This is a genomic window from Nonomuraea sp. NPDC023979 (assembly GCF_040639085.1).
Taxonomy (GTDB): domain Bacteria; phylum Actinomycetota; class Actinomycetes; order Streptosporangiales; family Streptosporangiaceae; genus Nonomuraea; species Nonomuraea ceibae.
On record NZ_JBEZZG010000052.1, the window covers coordinates 1 to 22535 of the forward strand.

26 protein-coding genes and 17 tRNA genes are annotated in these 22535 nt (G+C 62.6%); 37 read left to right on the forward strand and 6 right to left on the reverse strand.

Features of this window, described 5'->3' with window-relative positions; translation table 11 throughout:
• Window positions 1-110: 110 nt before the first annotated feature.
• Window positions 111-1349, forward strand: coding sequence for a site-specific integrase (locus AB0G11_RS46175; RefSeq protein ID WP_357593434.1), 1239 nt, complete (start codon window positions 111-113; stop codon window positions 1347-1349).
• Window positions 1350-1380: 31 nt separating this feature from the next.
• Here the strand turns inward: AB0G11_RS46175 and AB0G11_RS46180 are convergent, their stop codons facing one another.
• From AB0G11_RS46180 to AB0G11_RS46190, 3 genes are read right to left on the reverse strand one after another with little or no spacing between them, the layout of a single operon-like run.
• Window positions 1381-1572, reverse strand: a complete 192-nt coding sequence (locus AB0G11_RS46180) for a helix-turn-helix domain-containing protein (RefSeq protein WP_357593436.1) — start codon at window positions 1570-1572, stop codon at window positions 1381-1383.
• Window positions 1569-2048: a hypothetical protein gene (locus AB0G11_RS46185; protein WP_357593437.1), complete on the reverse strand. Its 480-nt coding sequence runs from the start codon at window positions 2046-2048 to the stop codon at window positions 1569-1571. Before AB0G11_RS46185 ends, AB0G11_RS46180 begins: the two co-directional genes overlap by 4 nt.
• Window positions 2045-2695 (reverse strand): hypothetical protein, encoded by a 651-nt coding sequence (locus tag AB0G11_RS46190; protein WP_357593439.1) that lies wholly within the window; start codon window positions 2693-2695, stop codon window positions 2045-2047. The genes AB0G11_RS46185 and AB0G11_RS46190 overlap by 4 nt, the downstream gene beginning before the upstream one ends.
• 262 nt (window positions 2696-2957) lie before the next feature.
• Here AB0G11_RS46190 and AB0G11_RS46195 point away from each other — a divergent pair, with 262 nt between their 5' ends.
• Window positions 2958-3257 carry an HNH endonuclease gene (locus AB0G11_RS46195; RefSeq protein ID WP_357593441.1) on the forward strand — a complete coding sequence of 100 codons (300 nt, stop codon included), beginning with the start codon at window positions 2958-2960 and terminating at the stop codon, window positions 3255-3257.
• A 691-nt stretch (window positions 3258-3948) separates the two neighbouring features.
• Here the strand turns inward: AB0G11_RS46195 and AB0G11_RS46200 are convergent.
• The 3 genes from AB0G11_RS46200 to AB0G11_RS46210 all read right to left on the reverse strand — a co-directional run bounded on the left by AB0G11_RS46200 (window position 3949) and on the right by AB0G11_RS46210 (window position 5968).
• Window positions 3949-4125: a hypothetical protein gene (locus tag AB0G11_RS46200; protein ID WP_357593443.1), complete on the reverse strand. Its 177-nt coding sequence runs from the start codon at window positions 4123-4125 to the stop codon at window positions 3949-3951.
• Between the two features lie 149 nt (window positions 4126-4274).
• The gene (locus tag AB0G11_RS46205) at window positions 4275-4562 is read right to left on the reverse strand and encodes a hypothetical protein (RefSeq protein ID WP_357593445.1); all 288 of its coding nucleotides are present in this window, start codon (window positions 4560-4562) and stop codon (window positions 4275-4277) included.
• 1238 nt (window positions 4563-5800) lie between these two features.
• The gene (locus tag AB0G11_RS46210; RefSeq protein ID WP_357593447.1) at window positions 5801-5968 is read right to left on the reverse strand and encodes a hypothetical protein; all 168 of its coding nucleotides are present in this window, start codon (window positions 5966-5968) and stop codon (window positions 5801-5803) included.
• Window positions 5969-6003: 35 nt separating this feature from the next.
• Between AB0G11_RS46210 and AB0G11_RS46215 the strand changes: the two genes are divergently transcribed.
• The 35 genes from AB0G11_RS46215 (at window position 6004) to AB0G11_RS46385 (ending at window position 22498) form a co-directional block, all read left to right on the forward strand.
• Window positions 6004-6075, forward strand: a tRNA-Asn gene (locus AB0G11_RS46215).
• 339 nt (window positions 6076-6414) lie between these two features.
• Window positions 6415-6494: transfer RNA gene (locus AB0G11_RS46220), tRNA-Met, on the forward strand.
• Between the two features lie 25 nt (window positions 6495-6519).
• Complete coding sequence (locus AB0G11_RS46225) at window positions 6520-6813, forward strand: hypothetical protein (protein WP_357593449.1); 294 nt, start codon at window positions 6520-6522, stop codon at window positions 6811-6813.
• Between the two features lie 14 nt (window positions 6814-6827).
• A tRNA-His gene (locus tag AB0G11_RS46230) sits at window positions 6828-6900 on the forward strand.
• Window positions 6901-6905: 5 nt separating this feature from the next.
• Window positions 6906-6983 (forward strand) — tRNA-Thr (locus AB0G11_RS46235).
• Between the two features lies 1 nt (window position 6984).
• Window positions 6985-7055 (forward strand) — tRNA-Pro (locus AB0G11_RS46240).
• Between the two features lie 5 nt (window positions 7056-7060).
• Window positions 7061-7131 (forward strand) — tRNA-Gln (locus AB0G11_RS46245).
• A 10-nt stretch (window positions 7132-7141) separates the two neighbouring features.
• Window positions 7142-7213: transfer RNA gene (locus tag AB0G11_RS46250), tRNA-Arg, on the forward strand.
• A gap of 5 nt (window positions 7214-7218) precedes the next feature.
• Window positions 7219-7290 (forward strand) — tRNA-Glu (locus AB0G11_RS46255).
• A 141-nt stretch (window positions 7291-7431) separates the two neighbouring features.
• Window positions 7432-7504 (forward strand) — tRNA-Trp (locus AB0G11_RS46260).
• 113 nt (window positions 7505-7617) lie between these two features.
• Window positions 7618-7692, forward strand: a tRNA-Ile gene (locus AB0G11_RS46265).
• Window positions 7693-7696: 4 nt separating this feature from the next.
• Window positions 7697-7769: transfer RNA gene (locus AB0G11_RS46270), tRNA-Asp, on the forward strand.
• Between the two features lie 55 nt (window positions 7770-7824).
• Window positions 7825-7896: transfer RNA gene (locus AB0G11_RS46275), tRNA-Lys, on the forward strand.
• Window positions 7897-7903: 7 nt separating this feature from the next.
• Window positions 7904-7976, forward strand: a tRNA-Phe gene (locus AB0G11_RS46280).
• 76 nt (window positions 7977-8052) lie between these two features.
• Window positions 8053-8123 (forward strand) — tRNA-Val (locus AB0G11_RS46285).
• Between the two features lies 1 nt (window position 8124).
• A tRNA-Tyr gene (locus tag AB0G11_RS46290) sits at window positions 8125-8203 on the forward strand.
• Window positions 8204-8304: 101 nt separating this feature from the next.
• Window positions 8305-8379 (forward strand) — tRNA-Leu (locus tag AB0G11_RS46295).
• Window positions 8380-8384: 5 nt separating this feature from the next.
• Window positions 8385-8458: transfer RNA gene (locus AB0G11_RS46300), tRNA-Arg, on the forward strand.
• A gap of 62 nt (window positions 8459-8520) precedes the next feature.
• Window positions 8521-8952: a hypothetical protein gene (locus tag AB0G11_RS46305; RefSeq protein WP_357593451.1), complete on the forward strand. Its 432-nt coding sequence runs from the start codon at window positions 8521-8523 to the stop codon at window positions 8950-8952.
• A gap of 42 nt (window positions 8953-8994) precedes the next feature.
• Complete coding sequence (locus AB0G11_RS46310) at window positions 8995-9417, forward strand: hypothetical protein (protein ID WP_357593453.1); 423 nt, start codon at window positions 8995-8997, stop codon at window positions 9415-9417.
• A 117-nt stretch (window positions 9418-9534) separates the two neighbouring features.
• Window positions 9535-10971: a terminase TerL endonuclease subunit gene (locus AB0G11_RS46315; RefSeq protein WP_357593455.1), complete on the forward strand. Its 1437-nt coding sequence runs from the start codon at window positions 9535-9537 to the stop codon at window positions 10969-10971.
• 47 nt (window positions 10972-11018) lie between these two features.
• Window positions 11019-12386, forward strand: coding sequence for a phage portal protein (locus tag AB0G11_RS46320; protein WP_357593457.1), 1368 nt, complete (start codon window positions 11019-11021; stop codon window positions 12384-12386).
• Window positions 12386-13120 (forward strand): hypothetical protein, encoded by a 735-nt coding sequence (locus AB0G11_RS46325; RefSeq protein WP_357593459.1) that lies wholly within the window; start codon window positions 12386-12388, stop codon window positions 13118-13120. Before AB0G11_RS46320 ends, AB0G11_RS46325 begins: the two co-directional genes overlap by 1 nt.
• A 49-nt stretch (window positions 13121-13169) precedes the next feature.
• Window positions 13170-13742, forward strand: coding sequence for a hypothetical protein (locus AB0G11_RS46330; protein ID WP_357593461.1), 573 nt, complete (start codon window positions 13170-13172; stop codon window positions 13740-13742).
• Between the two features lie 14 nt (window positions 13743-13756).
• Window positions 13757-14614, forward strand: a complete 858-nt coding sequence (locus AB0G11_RS46335) for a P22 phage major capsid protein family protein (protein WP_357593463.1) — start codon at window positions 13757-13759, stop codon at window positions 14612-14614.
• Window positions 14615-14699: 85 nt separating this feature from the next.
• Complete coding sequence (locus AB0G11_RS46340) at window positions 14700-15260, forward strand: hypothetical protein (RefSeq protein ID WP_357593465.1); 561 nt, start codon at window positions 14700-14702, stop codon at window positions 15258-15260.
• Window positions 15261-15295: 35 nt separating this feature from the next.
• The gene (locus AB0G11_RS46345; protein WP_357593549.1) at window positions 15296-15610 is read left to right on the forward strand and encodes a head-tail adaptor protein; all 315 of its coding nucleotides are present in this window, start codon (window positions 15296-15298) and stop codon (window positions 15608-15610) included.
• Window positions 15603-15962, forward strand: a complete 360-nt coding sequence (locus AB0G11_RS46350; RefSeq protein ID WP_357593467.1) for a hypothetical protein — start codon at window positions 15603-15605, stop codon at window positions 15960-15962. Before AB0G11_RS46345 ends, AB0G11_RS46350 begins: the two co-directional genes overlap by 8 nt.
• Window positions 15959-16339 (forward strand): hypothetical protein, encoded by a 381-nt coding sequence (locus AB0G11_RS46355; RefSeq protein WP_357593469.1) that lies wholly within the window; start codon window positions 15959-15961, stop codon window positions 16337-16339. Before AB0G11_RS46350 ends, AB0G11_RS46355 begins: the two co-directional genes overlap by 4 nt.
• Window positions 16340-16344: 5 nt before the next feature.
• Window positions 16345-16929, forward strand: coding sequence for a hypothetical protein (locus AB0G11_RS46360; protein WP_357593470.1), 585 nt, complete (start codon window positions 16345-16347; stop codon window positions 16927-16929).
• Window positions 16930-16959: 30 nt separating this feature from the next.
• Entirely contained in the window at window positions 16960-17220 is a 261-nt protein-coding gene (locus tag AB0G11_RS46365; protein ID WP_357593471.1) for a hypothetical protein, read from the forward strand.
• Window positions 17221-17372: 152 nt separating this feature from the next.
• Window positions 17373-17624 (forward strand): hypothetical protein, encoded by a 252-nt coding sequence (locus AB0G11_RS46370; RefSeq protein WP_357593472.1) that lies wholly within the window; start codon window positions 17373-17375, stop codon window positions 17622-17624.
• Window positions 17625-17643: 19 nt separating this feature from the next.
• Window positions 17644-20337 (forward strand): hypothetical protein, encoded by a 2694-nt coding sequence (locus tag AB0G11_RS46375; protein WP_357593474.1) that lies wholly within the window; start codon window positions 17644-17646, stop codon window positions 20335-20337.
• A gap of 15 nt (window positions 20338-20352) precedes the next feature.
• Window positions 20353-21291, forward strand: coding sequence for a hypothetical protein (locus AB0G11_RS46380; protein WP_357593476.1), 939 nt, complete (start codon window positions 20353-20355; stop codon window positions 21289-21291).
• Window positions 21284-22498 (forward strand): siphovirus ReqiPepy6 Gp37-like family protein, encoded by a 1215-nt coding sequence (locus AB0G11_RS46385; protein ID WP_357593478.1) that lies wholly within the window; start codon window positions 21284-21286, stop codon window positions 22496-22498. The genes AB0G11_RS46380 and AB0G11_RS46385 overlap by 8 nt, the downstream gene beginning before the upstream one ends.
• Window positions 22499-22535: the final 37 nt, after the last annotated feature.

Sequence of the window (22535 nt, forward strand, 5' to 3'; positions counted from 1 at the left end):
TACGTTGGCGTACGACGGAAACTAGAGCAGCCACCCGCATCTACCTGGCGATACGTCACAGCAAATGATCTGTGTTGCGATTTTTGTTGCAATTGATCTACCGTTGCGCCATGGCTGAACGCAAACGTGCCCGCAACGGACAGGGGACCATCACTCCCCGCAAGCTGGCGTCCGGCAGCACCGTCTACGACGCCTGGGCGTCCATCAAGGACCCGCAGACGGGGAAGACCTTGCGGCCCGGCAAGCGGGGACACAAGACGGAAGACGAGGCTGCCAGGTGGATTCGCAAGACCATGGAAGCGGCCGAAGCCGGTACACGTGTCGTAGCGATGCGAGGGGGGCCAACCGTCAGCGAGGCGGCCGAAGCCTGGACGAAGGTGACCCACCTCAAGGAGTCGTCTTGGAAGCTCTACTATGCCCGGTACCTGTCGACCGTCGCCCCCTTAATCGGTACGGAGCCGATCAGCAAGGTTCGACAGACGCACATTGACCAGCTCCTCTCAACGTTGAGGCAGACGCACGCACCAGGAACCCTGATCACCGCCATCAAAGCCTTGACCCATATCTGGGACTACGCGGTTGCCAACGGGGACGCCACCGGGAACGTCATCAAATCGTCCCCGTGGCCCGCCCGGATCGCCCGGGAGGACAAGGCAGCGCGGATCGAACGCGAACAGGACAAGGAAGACCAAGACGGAGGGCTTATCCGGGTCTTCACACCAGAGCAGATAGCCAGGCTTTTCGAGTACGAACGCAAGATCGGCTTGCGTCACCTGTGGCAGTTCATTGCCTCTACCGGCGTGCGTCGCGGTGAGGCCCTGGCACTCCTCTGGTCGGATGTGGACCTTGGTAAGCGCATCATCCGCATTCGACGGAACGTCACGGCGGTAAATCGCGAGATCATCCATCTCGACTCCCCCAAAAGCAACCGCCCGCGACGCCTGTACGTGGATGACAGCGTTATCGCGCTCCTACAGGCGCAACAGGCTTTCTTGGCCGAGTGCCGCCAACGCCACGGTGATGCATGGAATGAGCATGACCTCGTCTTCCCTTACGCCGACGCGCGCAAGGACGCATCTAGCCGGCCTGGAGAGTGGCACAACCCCACCAACATCTCAGATGCCTTCAGCCGGCGGCTTCGCATGCTGGACATGCCCCGCATCACGCTGCACGGCTTGCGGCACACGTGGGCGTCGGCCGCCTATGCGGCAGGCGTGGACCTCAAGACGATTCAAGACCACCTTGGGCACCGGGTGGACATCACAACCCTTGTGTACGTCCACACTGACCAGGAAGCTAAGCGGGAGGCGGTCACGCGGGTCGTGGACTACCTAGGCCGTAGCGCATAGAGAAAGCCCCCGGCTGGAGCCGGGGGCTTGGTTATGCCGCTAGCAAGCTGAGCGGGCAGCCGCCTCGCGAGGCTTCGAGCCACGCATCCACTTCCGACTGTCGGAACCGGTACTCGCGGCCAACCCTTACATGAGGGATCTCATGCGCGTTGTCGTACACCCAGGAGACGGGCGTATCGAGATACGCCGCTAGATCCTTCACGGTCCACAGCGCCTTGATCACGCTGCCCCCTTGTCCTGAACTACGAACGGCTGATCTTCGGGAGTCCAATCCGCGGGCTGTTTAAACACCACGGACAGGACCGTCTTGGACTCGACGTCCACGACCAACGCCACGCGGCCCGCCTGCCGGACAGTGCGCCCCTTGTACGGGCCGCTCTGGCTATAGACGAGAGCCGGGCTTTCCAGACAGGCCCGGATCTCTTCGGGCGTCACAAGCCGGTCAAGAGCCCGGCCGAGGGCGTGCTTCGTGAACGTCCACTCCGATACTTCCTCGCCCACAACGGGGAGGGGGACAGCATCGGCGCGCACGGTACGGCACGAGTTGGAACCGGAGCAGCAGCCCCACAGCGCGGGGTGGGCGTTCCCCCACCTGTTAACTCCGGCGGGGATGTGGCTGGCTGGGCCGTGCTGGCAGTGAACCACTCCTCCTTCAACCCGGAAGTTGTCAACGTTCTTCGGCTGCTTCCCGAGACTCACCACAAACCGCCTTGTCCTAGAGCCGCTTCATTGCGTACTTCGTCCATCGCCATCACCAGGCCCCGGAAGTGGGGGCCGACCTTGCCGAGGATCACTCGCGTGTCAGGGATGCTTCGGAGGTGAACCCCCCGGCCAGTCGCGTCGGGCCTGACCTTGTTGAACAGGGCCAGATAGCCCGTGTTGACCAGCACTCCGCCAGGCCAGTCGACGGCCTTCTCTTCGGCCAGCGCGAACATCTCATCCAGCAGGGACCATTCCGGCCGGAAACCGTGGCGGCTGGCGTCCAATGCCGTCACCGTTTCGGCGTAGGGGTCATCGGTCATGCCGTGGAAGATGACTCCCGCCCTGGGGCCGGTCTCTACCGTGATGCGACTTAGGCCCTTCTTGGTGCCGTCCGCCCGTGCCCTCTTGGCAAGGGCCAGGAGGTCCGCCCGGCTGATCTCAACGGCTTCCGCTGGCTTGCCCTGGTGGCCATCCACCGGGCAGGTTGCCTGTCCTGCCGAATAGGTGTCCGTCACGGTGATGACCAGCTCGTGCCGGTCTGCCGCGACCAGTGCCACGGGCACTGGAGATCGGGAGGGAAGCCATCCTTCGGCGTTCGTGAGCGCCTTGGACAGCTCCCCTGTGGTGACGGTGAGTTGTGCCATATGCAAGACGGTAGCGCCCAACTACCGTCTTGCGCAAATTCTAGATCATGTGATGCACATCACACTCATCGGGGGTACACGAAGCGAAGATGCGACACGGCATAGAGGTTGCCCCAACGGGGGGAACACAAGGGGGGCAGCTAGCTAACAAGCTTGCTAAGCCAGCTAGCAGGGGTTGCGAAGCCCAAGCGGAGCAACCCCTTAGCTAACTAACAGCTACAGCTAGCTAGCTAGCTGTACGCGCGTAGGCGCGCGAGGGAGCATGCCAAGGGCGAAGCAAGTGTGTTCTACGGCCGGATGCGTCCGGCCGGTGACAGCTAGAGGGAAGTGCCTCCGGCACGACCCTGGCCCATGGGCAACGTCGGACAGACGCTCTCGACTCCCGTCGAACTGGTCAAGCCTCCGGCTAGCCATTCTCCGGAGAGACAAGCGCACTTGCTATGTGTGCGGAGGTGAAGCTTCCGAAGTTGACCACGTGCAACGCGGGGATGACCACTCCCCCGCCAACCTCCGGGCCATCTGCGCGGAGTGTCACCAGCGCAAGACGCTGGCAGAGCGCTAGACCAGCCACAGGGTGGCCGTAGCAGCTCGACCCATAAAGCGCGCTAGGCCCCCTCCGGAGAGGGGGCCTAGCTTCAACGTGAGGGCCTTACGCGGTTATCAGAAGTGATGCCGCCAGGCGTACACCATCGCCCGGCACACTTCGCATCGCTTCGACGCCTCAACGGCCTTAGGCGGGACTACGACGACGACCTTGCGCTTACACTCCAAGCATTCGCCGGTGGTGGCGAAGGGCAGAGCCCTTGCCGACTCGCCAAAAGGCGGGATGTACTCGACCAACATAGCGTTCCCCTTAAGGGCGGTTTCTGCTGACACGGAAAACACTATCCCGCTTAAACGCTATGTGCAAGCCGGTAGTCGATGCCAGCTTCCGGCCGCTAGGCCGGAGACTCGAACGCATGGCCGCTAAAGGCGGCCCGAAGCGTCGCTAGAGGCGTCCAGCTCATAGACGCCTAGGCATCGAACCCGTAGCCGTTCCGGCGGCTATGGGCCGTCTCAGCGTCTTCCGGGGCCGTCCACGCATCCACCACGTGAACGCCATCGCTGGGGCATCCGACACAATCGCAGCAGTCACCACAGGCAACAGGATTCTCGCCACAGTCGGAGCAGGGCATCCGATAGGTGGTGTAAGGCATTAGGGTTTCCTTACTGAGAGAGGGTAGCCCCCCGGCCGGAGCCGGGGGGCTTAGCGGTTAGACCTGGGCGATAGTGACGCAGACGTAACCGGTCTGCATGGCCAGCTCGATAGCCACGCGGTTCGCCTCTTCGGCCGTAGCCCGGTTTGTGATCTCCCGCTTGCGGTCACCATACACAACCTCGACGGTGTATCCGTCGACAGTGACGCTAACCACTGCGCGAGGCTTCTCCATAGTTCTTCCTTCCTGAATCCCGCGTTAGCGGGCGGTTCTGCTGACAGGAAGAACATTAGCCGCTTTGGGCCCTATGTGCAAGACGGTAATGGGTTTAGCTGTTGGCAGCAGAAAGCCCCCGACCTAAGCCGGGGGCTTTCGCTTGGTAGCTAGCTAACCAACCCTCCAACGACCGGGACGCTCCGGAAGGTTACCGGGTAGAGATCGCCAGCGGCGATGCGGACGATGATGACGTGAGTTACATCGCGCTCTTTGGCTGCCGCCTCAAATCCGGCGAAGATGGCGTCTGACAGTTCGTCGTGCTCGTTAGCGGGGCAGTAGATCGTCCGGCCACGCAGCTCAAGAGCAAAGTGGTACGTGTCGATCTCCCGAACGGGCCGGTAGACCGCCGCGAAGCGGTAACCGATGTCGGTGGGCTTCTTAGGAATGAGTTCCATCTTGCATCCCTTTCGGGCTGGTTTCTGCTGACATGCAAGACGGTAGCACGGTTTAAACACGATATGCAAGACGGTAGCAATAGAAACAGGTGAAGCCCCCTAGCTGGCTGCTAGAGGGCTTCAGATGTTAGTTCAGGATCTCTGTCTGGCCCGTCGTGTTAGCGGCAGGGCTAACGACTGTGTCCTGAGCTTCCGGCTTGTCCGCCTCCGGACCGTTAGCCTTCCTCGCGATCCGGCGTCCGATCCAAGCCGCAAGAGCGACCAGGACGACCACCAGAACGATCGTGCTAACGATCTGCGTGGGGAAGGCGGCCTTAGCCGGTTCCGGGGTGGCCCTGACGGGAGCCTGTGCCGTGGTCGTCACAGTCACCGTAGGAGCCGCAACTACCGGCATCTGCACATCAGGCTCAGCGCTAACGCTGGGAGCCGGAGCGTCGACTACCGGAGCCGGAGCGGCCGTAACGGTCACCACCGGAGCGGGACTAGCCGGAGCCGTCTCCGTGACCGTCTTGGTGACGGTCGGTGCCGGGCTAGCGGGGGCCGTCGTGATGACGGTCACCGTAGGGGCCGGAGGCGGTGTTGGCACCGGAGCCTGACTAGCAGGAGCCGTAACCGTGGCCGTTGTGTGAACGGTCGCGGTAGCGGTTGCGGTGCTAGTAACCGTCACTGTAGGCGTGACAGTCGGCGCAACGGTTACCGTCTCGGTAACCGTTGGTCCCGGTTCGATGATGGTCTCTGTGACCGTCACCTCAGGCACCGGTGCGTTGGCGGGTTCCATTGACCCATCCCTTTCCACTATTGAGTTGTCAAACCAGCTTGGCCGGTTTGAGAACCCGGTTTGTGCTGACACGACAAACATTAGCGGAACGATCGGCTGATGCGCAAGACGGTAGCGAGGGATCTTTCTGGCTGAACTAAGCGCGCCCTCTCTTAACCATGAGAGCGTCTTTACGGCTTAGCGGAGCAAGACCACACCGAGCGCGTGAGACCGCGTCAGCGTGGCTCACAGGACCGCACAGCGGTATGTGTGTAGTCAGCGGAGACACCCGCAGTCAAGAGACTGGGGTACCCACCACAGTCAGCGACGACAAGAACTGTGGAGGGCTGGTCCTCGCGATGTGTACGAGTCTGGGACTCTGCGTATGGACGCCAGCTACTTGCTGTTACCGCTGGTCGGCATGCGAAAACCCCGGCGGAACCGGGGCTCGAAAATTGGGGCGGCTGAACCTTGGAACCGTTTAGACGGGTTTGCCGGCCAAGCCTCGGAGCTTGGCCCAAAGCTCCCGTAGAGCTTCCTCGAACTCGGCATCTACCAGTTCCATGGCGGCTTCCATCTCCGCGTCGCGCTCGCGGAAGGTGCGCACGGGGTGTTTAAACAGCCCTGCGAGGAAGGCCCTTAAGGTCATGGCTCCACAGTACGTGGTGGGGCTGACGTTTGCGATGGCGTTTAGCTCAAGTGGCAGAGCGGCGGACTGTTACTCCGCTGGTCCTGGTTCGAGTCCAGGAACGCCAGCTTCAGCCGATGAACAGGAGTGCCGCATGCTTCCCTTCAAGTCGCTTGACGCAGCCAACACCGCCGGTCCTGGCGCTGTACGGGATCTAGAGGAGCTGCGCAAGGAACACACGATTCAGATGTCGTTCACGGGAGTCCCCGACCCGTTCTCGGTGTATCTCCAGGTGTCCCTAGACGGCGATAGGTGGACCACGGTCGCCTCTGTGAGCACTGGCTCTAACGCGCCACTGATGACGGTTGCTGGCCCATACGCGCGATACGTGCGCGCTTACCTCGTGGGCAATCCTGGTAACGCCCTCGTTACTGCACTGGTGGTCAGCGTCTAAACGCCATGAACTTAGCGGAGTAGAGGAGTCCGGTTGTCCTCGCGGGTTTCATAGGCCCTGAGATCGTGGGTTCAAATCCCACCTCCGCCACCATGCTTACCCATCACTTGGAGGCTGCATGCTGCCCTTCCTGGCACTCGACAATGCCACTGACTTCGGCCCTGGCCCCACCAAGGACCTTGAGGGTGTGTACGGCAAGCACACGCTTCACGTCTGGTACGCCGGCGACCCTACCGGCCGGGCGGTGAAGCTCAACGGTTCGCTTGACGGCGTGCATTGGTTCGGCATGGCCACTTGGCGTCCCGGTGACAGCACTGTGCTTACGGTGGAGCACCTGGCCCGGTACGTGAGCGCGAGTCTGGGGGGGACGTCGGGCGGCACGGCCTTCTCTGCGATCATCGCGAGCGCGTAGCCGCTCGCCTGTTGGCGACCGTAGCTCAACGGTAGAGCGCCGGGTTGTGAAGCCGGTCACGTGAGGGTTCGATTCCCTTCGGTCGCCCCTATGCCTCCGTAGCTCAAATGGCTTAGAGCATCCGCCTTGTAAGCGGCTGGCTGCGGGTTCGACTCCTGCCGGAGGCTCCATGTGGATTTGGTGTAGTGGTAACACGGCCGGTTTGGGACCGGGCGACGGGGGTTCGATTCCTCCATTCCGCACTCTTTCCTTGTTCGTCCAACGGCAGGACGCACGGCTCTGAACCGTGAAATGGGAGTTCGAGTCTCTCGCAAGGAGCGCTTCTCATGCTGCCCTAGCTCAATGGATAGAGCACCGCGCTACGAACGCGGGGGTCCGGGTTCGAATCCTGGGGGTTGCGCTTCCGTCCCGTTGGTCCAATGGTCAGGACTCCAGGCTTTCAACCTGGCAGCGCCGGTTCGATCCCGGCACGGGGCACGTGGGGAACTAGGCAGGTCTCGCAAACCGGCTGAACTTCCCCTAGGGATGGGGTGTGTCTGCACTCCGGCCCCTAGTAGCGCGGGTTGCCACCGCGCGAACCGGGCGGGCAGTAACGGTTGAAATCCGTTCATCCCGCTTATGGCCTTAGCTCAATTGGTAGAGCAGCCGCCTCCAAAGCGGAAGGTTCCAGGTTCGAGTCCTGGGGGTCGTGCTGGTGCCCCCCTTCGAGGGGATACCGAAAGGCAAGCCTTTGGTTAGCGATCGTAGACCGTGGGGACTGCCCGGTAGGGAAACACAGTCGGCTTGCTGGCTGGGGGCACACCATGGCGATTGGCTCAGTCTGGTTAGAGCACCGCTCTGATATAGCGGGGGTCCTAGGTTCAAATCCTGGATCGCCAACCTTGCTCGCGTAGCTCAGTGGTTAGAGCGCCGCCCTGTCACGGCGGAAGTCACGGGTTCAAGTCCCGTCGTGAGCGCACCATCCGGCGGCCGGAGAGTCCGGCCACAGGGCTCCGCCGGAGGCGGATTCTTTGGACGTTAGCTCAATGGAAGAGTGGCCGACTCTTAATCGGCGCGGTCTGGGTTCGAGTCCCAGGCGTCCAACTCGTATCGGGCGTTAGCTCAATTGGTAGAGCAGTGGCGTGAAGTGCCACGGGTTCCGGGTTCGATTCCTGGGCGTCCGGCAAAGCAGGAACCCTCTAGCCGGGTGGCCGCCGACTAGGGCGCTTAAACGCGCCCGCGGGCGCATCCTGCCTGCATGCCGCTCTAGCTCAGCGGGAGAGCACCTGTCTTACAAACAGGGTGGCGAGGTTCGATTCCTCGGAGCGGTACTGATGGTCTGTCACTGGAGAGACAAGCGGACTGTAAATCCGTGGCTTCGGCTGTGGGGGTTCGACTCCCTCACCATCAACGGAGAGCGCTGGTAAATCCGGGCATGCACTCCTGGTTCCTATCGTCCTACGTGGCGGCTGCTCTGGCAGTAACCGCAAAGAACTATAGGGCAGCGTTCAAGCCGCTCTAGCCCAATCTGGTAGAGGCGCCGGTCTTAGAAACCGGGCGTTCCCGGTTCGAGTCCGGGGGGCGGTACCCATGCGGCTCTAGCTCAACCGGAAAGAGTGCCGGTTTCCTAAGCCGGAGGCTCCAGGTTCGATCCCTGGGAGTCGCACGAAGGGTCTGGCTAGCGCTGGACCCTTTCTCCTGTCATCGCATTCTGCGGAGGATACCTTTTTGAAGTCCACACTTAAGCGTCTCGGTACTGCTGCGGCCGTGACGGTTGGCCTGGTTAGTGCCGTCGCGTTTAGCGCAGTTCCGGCTAGTGCCGCCAGTGTTGCGTCGGTTGACTGTACCGTCACCGCGAACGCGCCCTACTACTCCAGCCCGTACGTGTACGCGGGCGGCACCGTCGACTGCGACGACTGGGGCGCGGCTGGCAGCGTAGACGTGATCGTGGACGCGAAGCTCACGATGGATGGCTCGCTCGTGGATGACGACTACTTCGCGGCCATCGACGCGGACAACGTCAAGGCGTACACGACGCTTCGCGCGACGAACAAGACCGGCAACCAGACCTGGTGCAACAGCGTGGTCGTGAAGGAGCGGACCACAGGCATCCTCCTGGGCAGCGACTACACGTGTGAGTCTGGCGGCTTCTTCGCCTAACGAGGCGGCCCCCGTGGGTCGCCTTCACTGAATGAGGGAGGTGTGAGCGTGGCTGGTCGAGGTCCAGCACCGAAGCAAGACCGCATCAGGCGTAACGCGGACGCTGTCGATTCCATCGCGCTCACACCCGACGCGGTGGTGAAGGCCCCGAAGCTTCCGGGCTACACCACGTACTCGGCGAAGACGCGAGCCTGGTGGGACACGTGGGCCGCGTCCCCGCAGGCTCAGGCTTTCGCGCTCACTGACTGGCAGCGCTTGATGATGCTGGCTCCGCTGGTCGAGCAGTACCACCAGGAGCCCAAGGCGGCTCTGCTTGGTGAGATCCGGCTGAATGAGGAGAGGTTGGGCGCGACGGTCGCGGACCGTCAGCGGCTCAGGATGAAGCTTCCCGGCCCGGCTGATGAGAAGCCGAAGCTTGCGCCCGTGCGGGACATCTCAGCTCGGCGGAAGAGTCTGGAGGACTGATTGCCGTACGCCCCTGACGGGCGTTGGACGGCACCGCAGCACTCCCTTGGCTATCAGGTCATCGACTGGATTGAGACGTACCTTGTGCATGGCCCTGGCGACGTCCAGGGCCAGCCGATGGTCATTGACCGCGAGTATGCGCGGTTCATTGTCGACTGCTACGAGGTGACCCGGCAGGGTCGCCGCAGGGTTAACCGAGCGTTCCTGAGCCGGCCGAAGGGCCGCGCCAAGTCCGAGCTGGCGGGCGCGCTTGGTTGCGCCGAAGCGCTGGGGCCTGTCCGGTTCGATGGCTGGGACGCCAATGGGCAGCCGGTGGGCCGTCCAATCACTTACCCGTATATCCGCTGCCTAGCGACTGAAGAATCGCAGGCGGGAAATACTTACGACAACATTTATTACATGCTCACCGAAGGCCCGGTGATTGACGACTATCCCGGCCTTGACGTGAATCTGGGGCAAGTGGTTCTTCCCGATGGCGGGAAAATCGTTCCTTCTACCGCCTCTAGCGCTTCTAAGGATGGCGGCAAGGAAACGCTCGCCATTTTTGACGAGACGCACTTGTATACGACGCCCGAGCTTCACCGTATGCACAATACGGTGAGCCGCAACCTGCTCAAGCGAAAGCTTGCTGAGCCGTGGGCGCTCGAAACGTCCACGATGTATGCGCCTGGCGAAGCGTCCGTCGCGGAACATACGCACACCGAATATTTGAAGGTCGTTGAGGGCCTTCTAGAAAATCCGCACTTGCTGTTCGACCATCGTGAAGCGCCACCGGTTTCCATCCGGAACCGCGCGGAGCTTAAGAAGGCTTTGCGGTACGTGTACGGGCCGGCGGCCGACTGGATGGATCTCGACCGCATGGTCATCGACCTTCAGTCGATGCCGGAGCACGAGGCCCGACGCTACTTCCTCAACCAGCCCACGGCCACGCAAGACACCTACATCGAGAAGGATGCGTGGAACGCGGCCCGTGTCGAGCTGGAGCCGCAGCCCGGCGACCAGATCGCCATTGGGTTCGACGGCAGCTTGAGGTACGACGCCACGGCGATCGTCGGTTGCCGCCTCTCGGACGGGCTGGTCTTCCCTATCAGGGTGTGGGAGAACCCGCACACCTCCGAAGACTGGGAAGTTGACGTGTTGGAAGTGTCGGCCGCCATGTCCAAGGCGTTCGACACGTACAAGGTGGCGTGGGCGTACTGCGACCCCGCGTATTGGCAGGACATTGTCGGCCGGTGGGCGCAGGAGCACGGCGACAAGACCGTCTACGAGTTTTGGACGCACCGTGACACGCCTATGGCGAGCGCGGTTGAGCGCTTCAAGACTGGCATTGAGACGGGCCAGATTTGGCACACCGGGGACAAGACGCTTACGCGCCACGTTCTCAATGCCCGCACAAAGGAAGTGCGTACCGGCGTCGTCATCCGCAAGGAGACGAAGAAGTCTAAGCGGCACATTGACGCCTGCATGGCGGCTGTGCTCGCGGTTGAAGCCCGCGCTGATGCTATCGCGGATGGCCGCTTGAAGCGGCGTAAGCGCCGCGCCATGAGTTACTAGGAGGTCCATTGCTGGCGGGAGGTCCGCCTAAGTCTCCCGCCGAATGGATGGAGTACCTACAGGGCAAGCTTAATGGCCAGATTGCGGCCAATAGGGAACGCAATGACTACTACGACGGCAACCACCGTCTAGCGTTCGCGCAGGAAAAGTTCTACGAGGCGTTCGGCGGCGTTTTTCAGAGCCGATGGGCTGAGAACTTCTGCGCGCTGATCGTGGATGCGGTCGCGGAGCGGCTTCGCATCGAGGGCTTCCGGATGACGGATGATCCGGCAGCCGACCGTGACGCCTGGGACATCTGGCAGCGCTCCTACATGGACGACGACTCCGACAGCGCCCACGTTGACGCGCTCATCGCGTCCAAGTCGCATGTGCTCGTGTGGGCCGACAGCGACGGCAAGCCGGTCATTCAGCCGCAGTCCGCCAACGAGATGTACGTGTTGACCGACCCCAGCAACAGGCGTAAGCGCCTGGCGGCCTACAAGGAGTACCGCGACGACTGGGGGACTCTGCATTCCCGCCTGTGGCTGCCCGGCCGCCGCTTCTATAAGGCGATCCGCGAGGAGGGCGCCAAGTCTTGGGCAGAGCCGGTGGAGGGGCCGAACGCTTTCGATGTCGTCCCTGTGGTGCCGCTGCTGAACAGGCCCCGCCTGTCCGGCAAGCCGATCTCCGAGCTTGACCGCGTCATCCCCGTCCAGGATGCGATCAACAAGGTTGTCATTGACGCCTTGGTGGCCAGCGAGTTTGCTGCGTTCCCGCAGCGCTGGGTGACCGGCATGGAGCTGGACGAGGACGAGAACGGCAACCCTGTGGCCCCGTTCCGGGTGGCGCTGGATCGCATGTTCCACAGTGAGGACCCGCAGACGGCTTTCGGCCAGTTCCAGGCGGCCGACCTGTCGAACTATGTGAGGCTCGCCGAGTCGCTGACTCAGGCGCTCGCGTCGATCAGCCGTATCCCGCTGCATTACTTCCTGGTCAACTCTGGGCAGCCGCCTTCCGGCGAGTCGATCAAGAGCGCTGAGGCGGGTTTGGTCGCGAAGGCCCGGCAGCGTCAGCGCTCTTTCGGGGAGTCGTGGGAAGAAGTCATGCGCCTGTGCTTCGCGGTGATGGGCGACCCTCGCAGGGACGCTTACCGGGCAGAGGTCATCTGGTCTGATCCCGAGTACAAGTCGGAGTCTGAGCACATCGACGCTCTGACGAAGCTGCGCACCTTGGGTGTGCCTGACAGGCAGTTGCAGGAGGACGCTGGCTACAGCCCCGGCCAGATTGCCCGGTTCGACAAGCTCATGGCCGAGCAGGTGGAACGCGCTCGCGTTCAGGCGCTTGTGGTCGGACTGCCGCCCGCGGCCGACCGTTTAAACGGTTCGGCCGGCGCGGATGAGCGGGAGCCCGGCGAGGAGATGCCGGAGGCTGCCTAGTGCCTTCGCTTGCGGAACTCCGCCGGGACTACTCCAGCCAGCGGCTTTCCCTGCGCGCTGGCTTGGTCCAGGCGGCCCGCCTCATCTGGGCGGGCCTACGCCACTCCTCAACGGCCTACGACCGGGCATCGGTGCCCGGCTTCGTCGACCAGCTCGTGCCGCTCGTGCATGAGGGCCAGGCCCAAGAGGTCTCTCTCACGGTTGCGATGCTGCGGGAGCTGTCCTTGCTGCGGACGGGCGTACCAACCCCGGACGTGGATCTATCCAAGCTTGAGGGCCGCCAGGGAGGCGTGTCCCTCGATGACGTCTATGCACGGCCGTTCGTGTGGCTGTGGACGGACTTGAAGAACGGCAAGCCGTTCGAGGACGCCTTAGATGATGCCGCCGACAGGCTAGGCAAGTCGATTGAGGCGGACCTACAGCTAGCCAGCCGGAACGCGGCAGACGCGGTAATCGACGCCGACAGGCGAACTATCGGGTTCAAGCGGGTTCTGTCTGATCGGCCGAATCACTGCCCTTTGTGCGTGGTGGCGTCTACGAACCACTACCGGAAGGGCGACCTGTTACCTATCCATCCCGGTTGTGGGTGCGGCGTTGAGCCGGTCTACGCCGATGCGGATTGGGACGACACTCTTAATAGGCAGGTCGCTGACGCTTACGCGGATGCGATCCGGAACCAAGAGATCGCTGTGACCGAGCACGGCGAATACGGGCCGTACCTGATTGCGGCCTAGTTCCGCTCTCGGCTCCCGACATGGGGCTATTCCGACATGGAGGCAAGACATGAGTGAGCAGAACGACAGCGTGACCACGACGGAGCAGACGACGGAGACGGGGACCGAGACGGCCCCGGACATGGAGGCTCTTAAGAACGAGGTCGCGAAGTGGCGCACTATGAGCCGCAAGCACGAGGCGAACGCTAAGGCGGCTGCCAAGCAGCTTGAAGACCTTCAGGCGGCGAATCTTTCCGACGCCGAAAAGGCGGTTGCGGAGGCGCGTGCCGAAGGTGAGCGGGCGGCTGTCACGAAGCTTTCCGCACGGCTGGCGAGCGCGGAGCTAGCGGCCGAGGCCGCTAAGGCTGGCGCTCAGCTCCCGGACACCGAGTTCATCAATATGAGCCGGTTCGTCACCAGTGACGGCGACGTTGAATCGGATGCCATCAAGGCGTTCGTGAAGTCGCTGCCGAAGGCGGGCGATAAGCCGAGGTTCGACCAGGACGCGCTTAGCGGTGGTGGCGACGGCTCCGGTTCGAAGGTGCGGCAGCTCACTCGTGAAGACCTTAAGCGAATGAACTATGAGCAGATCGAGGAAGCCCGAAAGAAGGGGCAGCTTAACGATCTGCTAGGCATCAGTTAGGAGCTACAAGCCCTTTGGCTATCTTCCCTGCGCCGCAGCGCGCAGAGCGTTTCATCCCGGAGATTTGGTCTGCCGGGATTTTTTATGCCCTTCGTGGCGAACTCGTGGTCGCTTCCGGCCTGGTATGCAACCACGACTACGAGGGTCAGATCCAGGATGCGGGCGACAAGGTTCGTATCCCGACTGTCCTTGACCCGACCGTTGAGGACTACGACCCGATTGCCGGTTTCACTGGTGATCCGCAGGACATCATCGGCGGCGAGACCAGCTTTGAGATTGAAGAATCCAAGGCGTTCCGGTTCAAGGTCGATGACATCGCTAAGGTTCAGTCCCTTATCGGTGGCCAGTACATGAGCGAGGGTATGACCCGTGCGGCTCGCAGGCTGGCAGAGGCGGCTGACGCCTATGTCGCCGGCAAGATCCTTGCCGCGTCGGTGGCGTACAAGAAGGTTGACCTCCTGCTGGATGCCGCTCCTGATGTGATGTGGCAGCAGCTCGTTGACGTTCGCGTCGCGCTGGACAAGACGAACACTCCTGCCACTGGCCGCTACATGATCGTGTCGCCGGAGCTGTACGGCAATCTACTGATGAACCCGCGTTTCATTGACGCGAGCCAGAGCGGCAGCACCGAGCCGCTTCGTAACGGTCTAGTGGGCCGTGCCCTTGGCTTCGACGTTGTGGTGGCTAACACCCTTCCGGCTAAGACGCACGCTATCGCCGGTCACAAGATCGCGACTAGCTATGCCGACCAGATCGTTAAGACGGAGGCTTACCGCCCGGAGCGTTGGTTCGCCGACGCCATTAGGGGCCTGCACGTCTACGGTGCCCGCGTGATGCGCGGCGAGCACCTTGCCGTGCTGCAGACCGCCTAATCCGTTTAAACGAAGCCGCGGGCCGGTCCCTTCCAGGACCGGACCCGCCGCCGGCTAACCCGTTTAAACAAGGAAGGGGGTTGGTTTGCTGGCAACTCTCGCGGATGTTACCGCGAGGCTAGGCCGGGAGCTGGAGCCACACGAGACAGCCCGCGTTGAGGCGCTCATCTCTGATGTGTCGGCTCTGGTGCAGGCGTACACGCGCCGCACCTTCGGCCGCGTAGAGAACGACGTGGTCAAGCTGACGTCTCCGGCAGAGCTGACGTTGGAGCTGCCCGGCGGACCTGTCCACCAGGTGACGCGCGTACTCATCGACGGCCACGCCGTTACCGACTGGTCTCTAGTCCAGTCGACGCTTTGGCGTCGCTGGGGCTGGCGACTGCGCTGGATGGACATGAAGCCGTCAGAAGTGACCGTGACATACACGCATGGCGCGGACGATGTACCGGCAGACGTGAAGGCGGTTGTCTGCCAGGAAGTGATCCGGCTGCTGTCGGGCACGCCTGGCGTACAGGCGGAAAGCGTCGGCGACGTCTCGATCACCTATGCCGAGTCCGGCGGCTCAGTGGGCCTTAGCGCTGCCGCTAAGAAGGCTCTGGGCAAGTACCGGCGCAAGGCCGGTTCCGTGGCTACGAAGCGCGCCTAGGGGCGGCTTTGGCTATCTACGTAGATCGGTTGGCGGTGCTTCGTGCCCCGCTCGTGGATGACGTCTACGGCAAGGCCCGTGACTGGACGAGCGCGCAGCCGGTGGGCACGTATCGCGCGAGCGTCCAGCCGGAGCGTGTCGGTTCCGGCCTGGCGGCCGATGAGGACCGCGACCGCGAGACGACCATCACCACGTATCGCGTGTTCGTTCCTGGCGTGGTCGACGTCGAGTCGGCGGACCGTGTTGAGTTTCGGGGCCTGCTCTATGACGTCGTCGGCTCTCCCCGGCTTTGGCCGGTAGGCGTCAACGGCCGTCACACCGCGTTCACGATGAGGCGGGTTGATGGCTGACGTCGATATCAACCTTGATCAGCGGGCGATCGACCGGCTCCGCTTCGAGCCGGAGGCCGCTAAGGAATGCCTGACGGTCGCCAAGGAGATCGGCCGGCTTGCTTACGGCCTGGCGCCTAAGCGTCAGCCGTTGCACGAGTATTCGGCATCCATCTCCGAGCATTTGGAGATCACAGCTGACGGCCCGGTCGCCTACGTGTCAGCCGACAAGGACGCGCTCAAGGTCGAGTTTGGGACTAAGCCTCGAACACACACCGAGCTTTTCGGTAAGCCTGTGCCGCCTTACCGGCATCCCGGCACTCCCCGTTTTCGCCCTCTGGGCAAAGCTTTGGAGGCTAAGAGAATTTCGTGACTATCGACCCTGTTGAGGTCGCGCTCACGTTCCTTAAGCCACGCCTTCCCGGCATCGCTGTTTCAGGCTCTCTGGTTGGCCATGCGACGCATGGCCGCCATCTGGTTGTCACGCTCGTAGGTGGGCGTCGGGAAGTACGCAACCGGCTGGACCGGTGGGCGCTGGACTTCGACGCTTACGGCCCCGACAAGCGGGGCGCGCTTCAGCTTGCGCTAACGGCGCGTGCGGCTCTGCTTGAAGAGCTTCCGGGCCGGGCTGTCGGCGGCGCGGTGGTTGCGGACGTGGTCGAGGACCTAGGCCCTTCAGATATCTCCGACTCGGTGAGCCGCGAACACCGGTTTGTCTTCTCGCACGCCCTTTACCTGTATGGGAGCTAAGCCCTTTGGGCAAGATCAACGCTAACGACATTCGTTTCGCGCCAAACGGGCGCATCCTCATGGCTGCTGCCAGCACTCCAATGCCTACCCTGCCGGAGCCTGCGAACGCTTTCGATGATGCTACGGCTCTTGCGGGCTTTACCGATCTTGGCTATGTGTCGGAGGACGGAGCGGAGATCACTCCGTCTCTGACGACGAGCGATATCCCGGTGTGGCAGTCGGCTACCCCGGCTACCACTGTGATTACCGGCGCTGGCCTGACTGTGGGCTTTCGGCTGATGCAGTTCGACGCGGACAGCACAGCTCTGTTCTTCGGCGGTACTTGGGTCGTGGGGACAGGCGATCCGGTGACGTCCACGCTGACGCTGCCTTCGACGCCGACGCTTCTTACTAAGGCGCTCATCATCATGTGGGGTGACGCCACCCGTGTTGCTGCGCTCTACATTCCGCGCGCCCAGGTGTCCGACCGTGAAGGCTTCACGCTTACCCGTACGAACCCTAACGCGCTCGCCATGACCTTCAAGGCGCTGGATGCCAACGGCAAGCTCGGTGACCTGATCGTGTCGGGCGACATCACAGCCGCCAGCTAACCCGTTTAAACCATCGGAGGAGTTTTAAGCTTGAGCAAGTCTGCGCAGAAGGCGGAGGGTACCGGGAAGCCGTTCCCGGTCGAGTACAACGGCGTCACGTACACCGTGCCCACACCGCTGGACTGGGATGCGGATGTCCTGGAGCTGCTGGAATCTGGTCGTCTCACGTCCGCGCTGCGGATGATTCTCGGTGATGACCAGTACGAGGAGTTCCGGGCGACTAAGCCGAAGCTTCGCCATGCTGGCGAACTCATGGAAGCGATCAACGCTGCCGGAGGCACGGGAAACTAGCGTGGCTCGCAAGGCTCCTTAGCGAGCATCCTGCCGCCGTAGAGGCGGACCTACAGCGCTATTACAGGGTTGACCTTTGTGACCTGTACCGGGGGCGGCTAAGCCTCCGGAAGGTATACAGCCTCATCTCACAGTTGCCGCGAGGCTCTGCCGTGCATCGCGCTGAGTACGGCGAAGAGGCTGACTGGAGCACTGCCGAATACCTGTTGGCCCTTATCGGTGACCATATCGCCGCAGGCAACTGGCTATTCGCGGAAGTGCACAAGGAGCAGGGCGTTAGCAACCCTGAGCCGGAGCCTATTCCGCGGCCCAACTCTAATCGCGAAACCGAGCCGGAGCCGGTTCGGGAGTTCGCCACGCCTGAGCAAATCATGCAGCTACTAGCGACCGTCCAAGGGGGGTGAAGTCCTGGCGCAGACGAAGGTGGGTGAAGCCTATGTAGAGATTCACCCGAAGCTAGCTAAGGACTTCTCCTCAAAGCTTCGTAACGAACTACGGACGCACCTCAAGCCCGTTGCCGAAAGCGTTGGGCGTGAGGTCGGCGCGGATATGGGCCGCACGGCTGGTGACGAGTTCGGCCGGTCTTTCGGGGACCGCGTAAGCGGCCAGGCCCGCCAGACCGGGCAGCGCGTCAACGCTTCCCTAACTCCTGCGCTGTCCAACGTCGGCAGGGCGTTCCTGAGCGCGGCCGGCGGAGCCACCAAGTTCGTGGCTGGCCTGGTCGCTGTCTCGGGTGCCGCGAGTGTCGCGGCTGGCGGGCTGGGCGTTGCCACGCAGGGTGCGCTTGCGCTCGCTGCTGCGCTGGCTCCTGCGTCGGGTCTGTTCGCTGCTCTGCCTGGCGGCGTGCTGCTGGGCGCGGCTGCGCTCAGCACGCTCCGGCTGGCCCTGTCGGGTGTGGCTGAGGGCTTCAAGGCTGCGCTGAGTGGCGATTACGAGACCTTCATCGCTGGGACGTCGGAGCTTGGCCCTGCTGCCGGAGAGCTGGCCTATCAGCTGTTTCAGCTAGCGCCCGCGTTCAAGGGGTTGCGCGCAAACGCGCAGGAAGCCTTCTTCCGACCGCTGGTTAGCGACCTGTGGGAGCTGCTTCCCCTCCTTAATGCTGTAGACGGCGGAGTGACGTCTGCCGCCGGGGCCTTCGGCCGTGGCGCTGTGGAAGTGCTTGCCTTCGCCAAGGCAGCGGAGACGGTGCGAGCTGTTCAGTCCGTCTTCGACGCGCTGCGCACGTCTGTCGACGCTGTCACGCCTTCGCTTCTGCCGCTCCTGGGCGGCTTACGCGACCTGGGCGTGGTCGGGGCTGGATGGCTTGCCGGGCTCGCCCCCGGCATCGGAGAGGCGGCTGCAAGCCTGGGCCGCTTTCTGTCGACTGCTGCCGCTTCAGGCGAGGCGCTTCGCTGGATGCAGGACGGCCTAGCTGTCGTGAAGCAGCTTGGCGCGCTGCTCGGTGACGTCTTCGGAATTCTCCGAGCGATCTTCCGTGCCATCGAAGCGACCGGCAGCAACGCTCTGGGTGTCCTCGGGTCTCTGGTCGGCGGGCTTCGCTCATTCCTTGAGTCGGCGCAGGGCCAGGCCATCCTCATTTCGATCTTTGAGGCGCTTGGCCGCGTGGGTGCTGCTCTGCTGCCTGTGGTCCAGGCCCTTGCGGGCGGGGTCGCGCTTCTTGCGCCGATCCTCGCGCGTCTGGCCGAGATCGTCGGCCCGATCTTGACGACCGCGCTGACCGTGCTGGGGCCTGCCCTGGCCACGGTGGGCGGAGCGCTCGTCAGCGTCTTTCAGCAGCTCGGGGTGGCCGTTCAGATCCTCGCGCAGAGCGGGGCGCTCCAGAGCATCGCCGCCTTGCTGGCCGCGCTCCTGGTGGCCGTCGCGCCGATTCTGCCGCCTATTGCTCAGCTCGTCTCGCTTCTGGTCGAGGGGCTGGCGTTTGTGATCACAAGTTATGTGGCTCCGGCGCTTTCCACTTTGGTGGGCTGGATTTCTGAGGCGGTCGGCTGGCTGTCGGGTACCGGCCTTTCCGAGGACACTTGGCTGAGTCGCGTCGTCCGATTCATTTATGAAACGGTTGCGCCTCTCTTCCAGCAGGCTTATGACATCATCAGCCGCATTTTCACTGATCTGGTAGGTTGGTTTACCGAAAATCAGGCCACGGTGGAGGGGTGGGGCGAAAGGCTCCAGTCGATCATATCTCGCCTAGGCGAGATCATCGGTGGTGTTTTCGAGTTCATCTCGATTGCGTGGGATACCTTCGGCGGCCCGTTGCTCGACATCATCGGGAACGTCTTTACGGGCATTCTCGCTGTGGTCGATGGCGCCCTAACGGCGGTTTCCGGTCTGATCGAATTTGTCCTTGGTGTTATTACTGGTGACTGGGAGCGGGCTTGGGAAGGAGTTAAGTCCTTCTTCTCAGGTATCTGGAACGCCGTAGTCGGCATTTTTGAGACCATCTGGGCGAACTTCAAGACACAGTTCAAGACGGCGCTCACTCTGCTAGGTATCGACTGGGAAACCAGTTGGAATCTGGTTAAGCGAACCGTGGAGCAGGTCTGGAATTCTGTAGTTGATTGGTTAACTCGTCGCGTAGGCGATGTGGTCAACATTTTTTCCAGCGCTGGCACATGGCTGTATAACGCTGGCCGTGAAATCGTGAACGGCCTATGGAATGGCATCGTTTCACTCTGGAACTGGGTCGTCGGCCAGTGGAACAACATGGTGAACGGGCTGATCGACACGGTCAAGTCGATTCTCGGAATCGCATCTCCATCTCGTGTCTTCATGGAGATTGGACGCTTTATCGGCCAGGGTCTCGCGAACGGCATCACCGGGACAGGGAAGCTGGTCGGCAGCGCTGTTTCTGGCCTGGCTGATCAGGTGACGTCCGCGTGGTCCGGGGCTGAACTGCCGCTGGCACTGGACGCGGATCGTTTAAACGCGACCGCGGCTTGGGGCGCCCGCAACGCGGCAGGCGTTCGACCCGCCAGGACTCCGCCGGCCGCTAGTGCGCTGGTCACAGCAGGCGCATCTGCTGGGCGGGTGTACCACGTGAGCGTCACTGCTGCCCCGACAGTCCCGACCGAGCGCCAGATCGTGGACGTCCTCGCTTACACCGATGCTCTGTATGCCTGAAAGGGGTGACAGACAATGGCCGCAGGGCCGAAGACTACAATTGAGCTGGCCACCCCTAAGGACGTCGCAGCGGGTAGCGGGGGCGTCTATACGTCCACGTACAACCTGACGAGTGGGGCGGACGGCATCATCACCCTTCCCGGCCTGAAGGGTTTTGACGCTCCGCCCTACAGTCTGTTTTATGACGAGCTGGCAGCGCTTGACGGCGGGTATCCGCGCCACTCACGCGCCACGTCTCGGGAACTGTTCATCCCTGTATTTCTGACAGCCCCGGACCGTCCGGGGCTACTGGCGCTAAAGCGTGGGCTTATTGCCGCGCTCAATCCGACGCTTGGCCCATGCCGTATCACCTTCACTGAAGGGGACGGTTCCCGTCGTTTCATTGACGCCTACTACGTAGACGGGGCGAGGGGCGACGAGGGGCAGGATATTTCTGGACTCCTGTGGCTCAAGTACGGGCTGATCTTCCGTGCACTCGATCCGTTTTTCTACTCCGGATCGGCGCAGACCATCAAGTTCACCACAGGCAGCCTGGAAGTGATTCCGTTCTTCGGCGAACCATTCCTGGGTCGATCGTTCATCAACAAGGCGCACAGCCTGAACGGAAGCTCGACCATTACCATTACGGGCGATGTAGATACATGGCCAACGTGGACAATTCATGGTCCAGCAACGTCTATGACGTTCACTCGTAAGGTGCCGAATGCCCCCGATCAGGCATTCACCGTGAACGCCGGGCTATCGGAGTCTCAAACCCTAGTGATTGATACGCGGCCACGGCGCAAGTCTGTCATTGATCCAGTCACAGGCGAAAACCTGTGGAGGCTTCTAGGTCCGAGCCCTAACCTGTGGCCGATCTCGCCGGGTTTAAACGAGGTGTTCATCGACGTTGCGAACGTCGGCGCTGAAACGTCCGTCTCCCTGACGTACAGTCCGAGGTTCCAAAGTGCCTAAGTTCTTTGTGGAAGCCCGCGACGCCTTCTATACGCGCGTGGGCGTGGTGGAGCAATACACGTCCCTGGACGTGATCTCCCGATTCAACGCGGTCGGCTCGTGGAGCCTCACAGTTCCCGCCGACTCCAGCGAGGCGGCCATCCTGCAACCGGGCGGCGGCATCATCGTTTGGATTGACGGTGTGTCCTGGCCCGTCATGTCGGGCTCCATTACTGCCGTAGCTCACGCCTGGTCGGCAGACCAGCCCGGCCGGGGACAAGTGACATACAGCGGCGTTTCTGATGAGTGGCTGCTCTGGTCACGCATCACGCTCCCCGTGCCAGCCAACGAGATCGGGAACCAGACGGCGGACCGCTACTCCTTCAGCGGCCCGGCGGCTGCCGCGCTGCGGGAGCTGGTGGCAGTGAACGCCGGACCGCAAGCCCGGCCAGACCGGATCATCCCGAACCTGGATGTGCCCGCAGTCTTCTTCGGCCGACCGGTCGACATCGGCACGCGGTTCGACGTACTGGGCGTCAAGCTGGCGGAAGTGGCGGAGAGCGCTGGTATCGGCTGGCGGCTGCGCCAGGGGGCGAGCGACCGCGTGACGTTCCAGCCATACACGCCACTCGTACATGATGACGGCGAAGTGGTGTTCAGCGCTTCGGCCGGCACCTTGGCCAGCTACAGCTATCGGCTTACTGCCCCTGCCGCCAACCGGATTGTGTTGGCCGCTCAAGGCGAAGGCCGCAACCGCTGGTTGCAGCAGTACGACGACCCCGCTACAGCGCCTCACGAGTGGTTCAGGACGCCTGTGGAGCGGTTCGCGGACCGGCGTGACATCCCGGTCGCTCGGGGCGCTAACGGCTCCCCTGTCGACCCTGACAACACCGCCTTGCCCGCTGACCCTCAGGCGCTCGCCCAGCTCGACCAGGCGGCGGCCGAGGTGATCGCGGAGTCTCAGGCGCTCGCCGAGCTGTCCGTGACTCCCATCGACACCGACACGCAGCGGTACGGCGTGCATTACCAGGTGGGCGACGTGGTGACCGTGGATGTTCACGGCCGCATCATCACGGACGTTCTTCGCGAGGTCCGTCTCACTGATGGGGCCGATGGGCCGCGCGTGCAGCCGGTCGTCGGCACGACGGGGGCGAGTGCCACGCCTGGGCTGTATCGGGACGTTCGGCGCATCTGGAATTCGATCAGGAAGCTTGAAGCGAGGCGGTAACCACATTGGCAGAGCGGGCTTTCCCGTTTGACGGCGG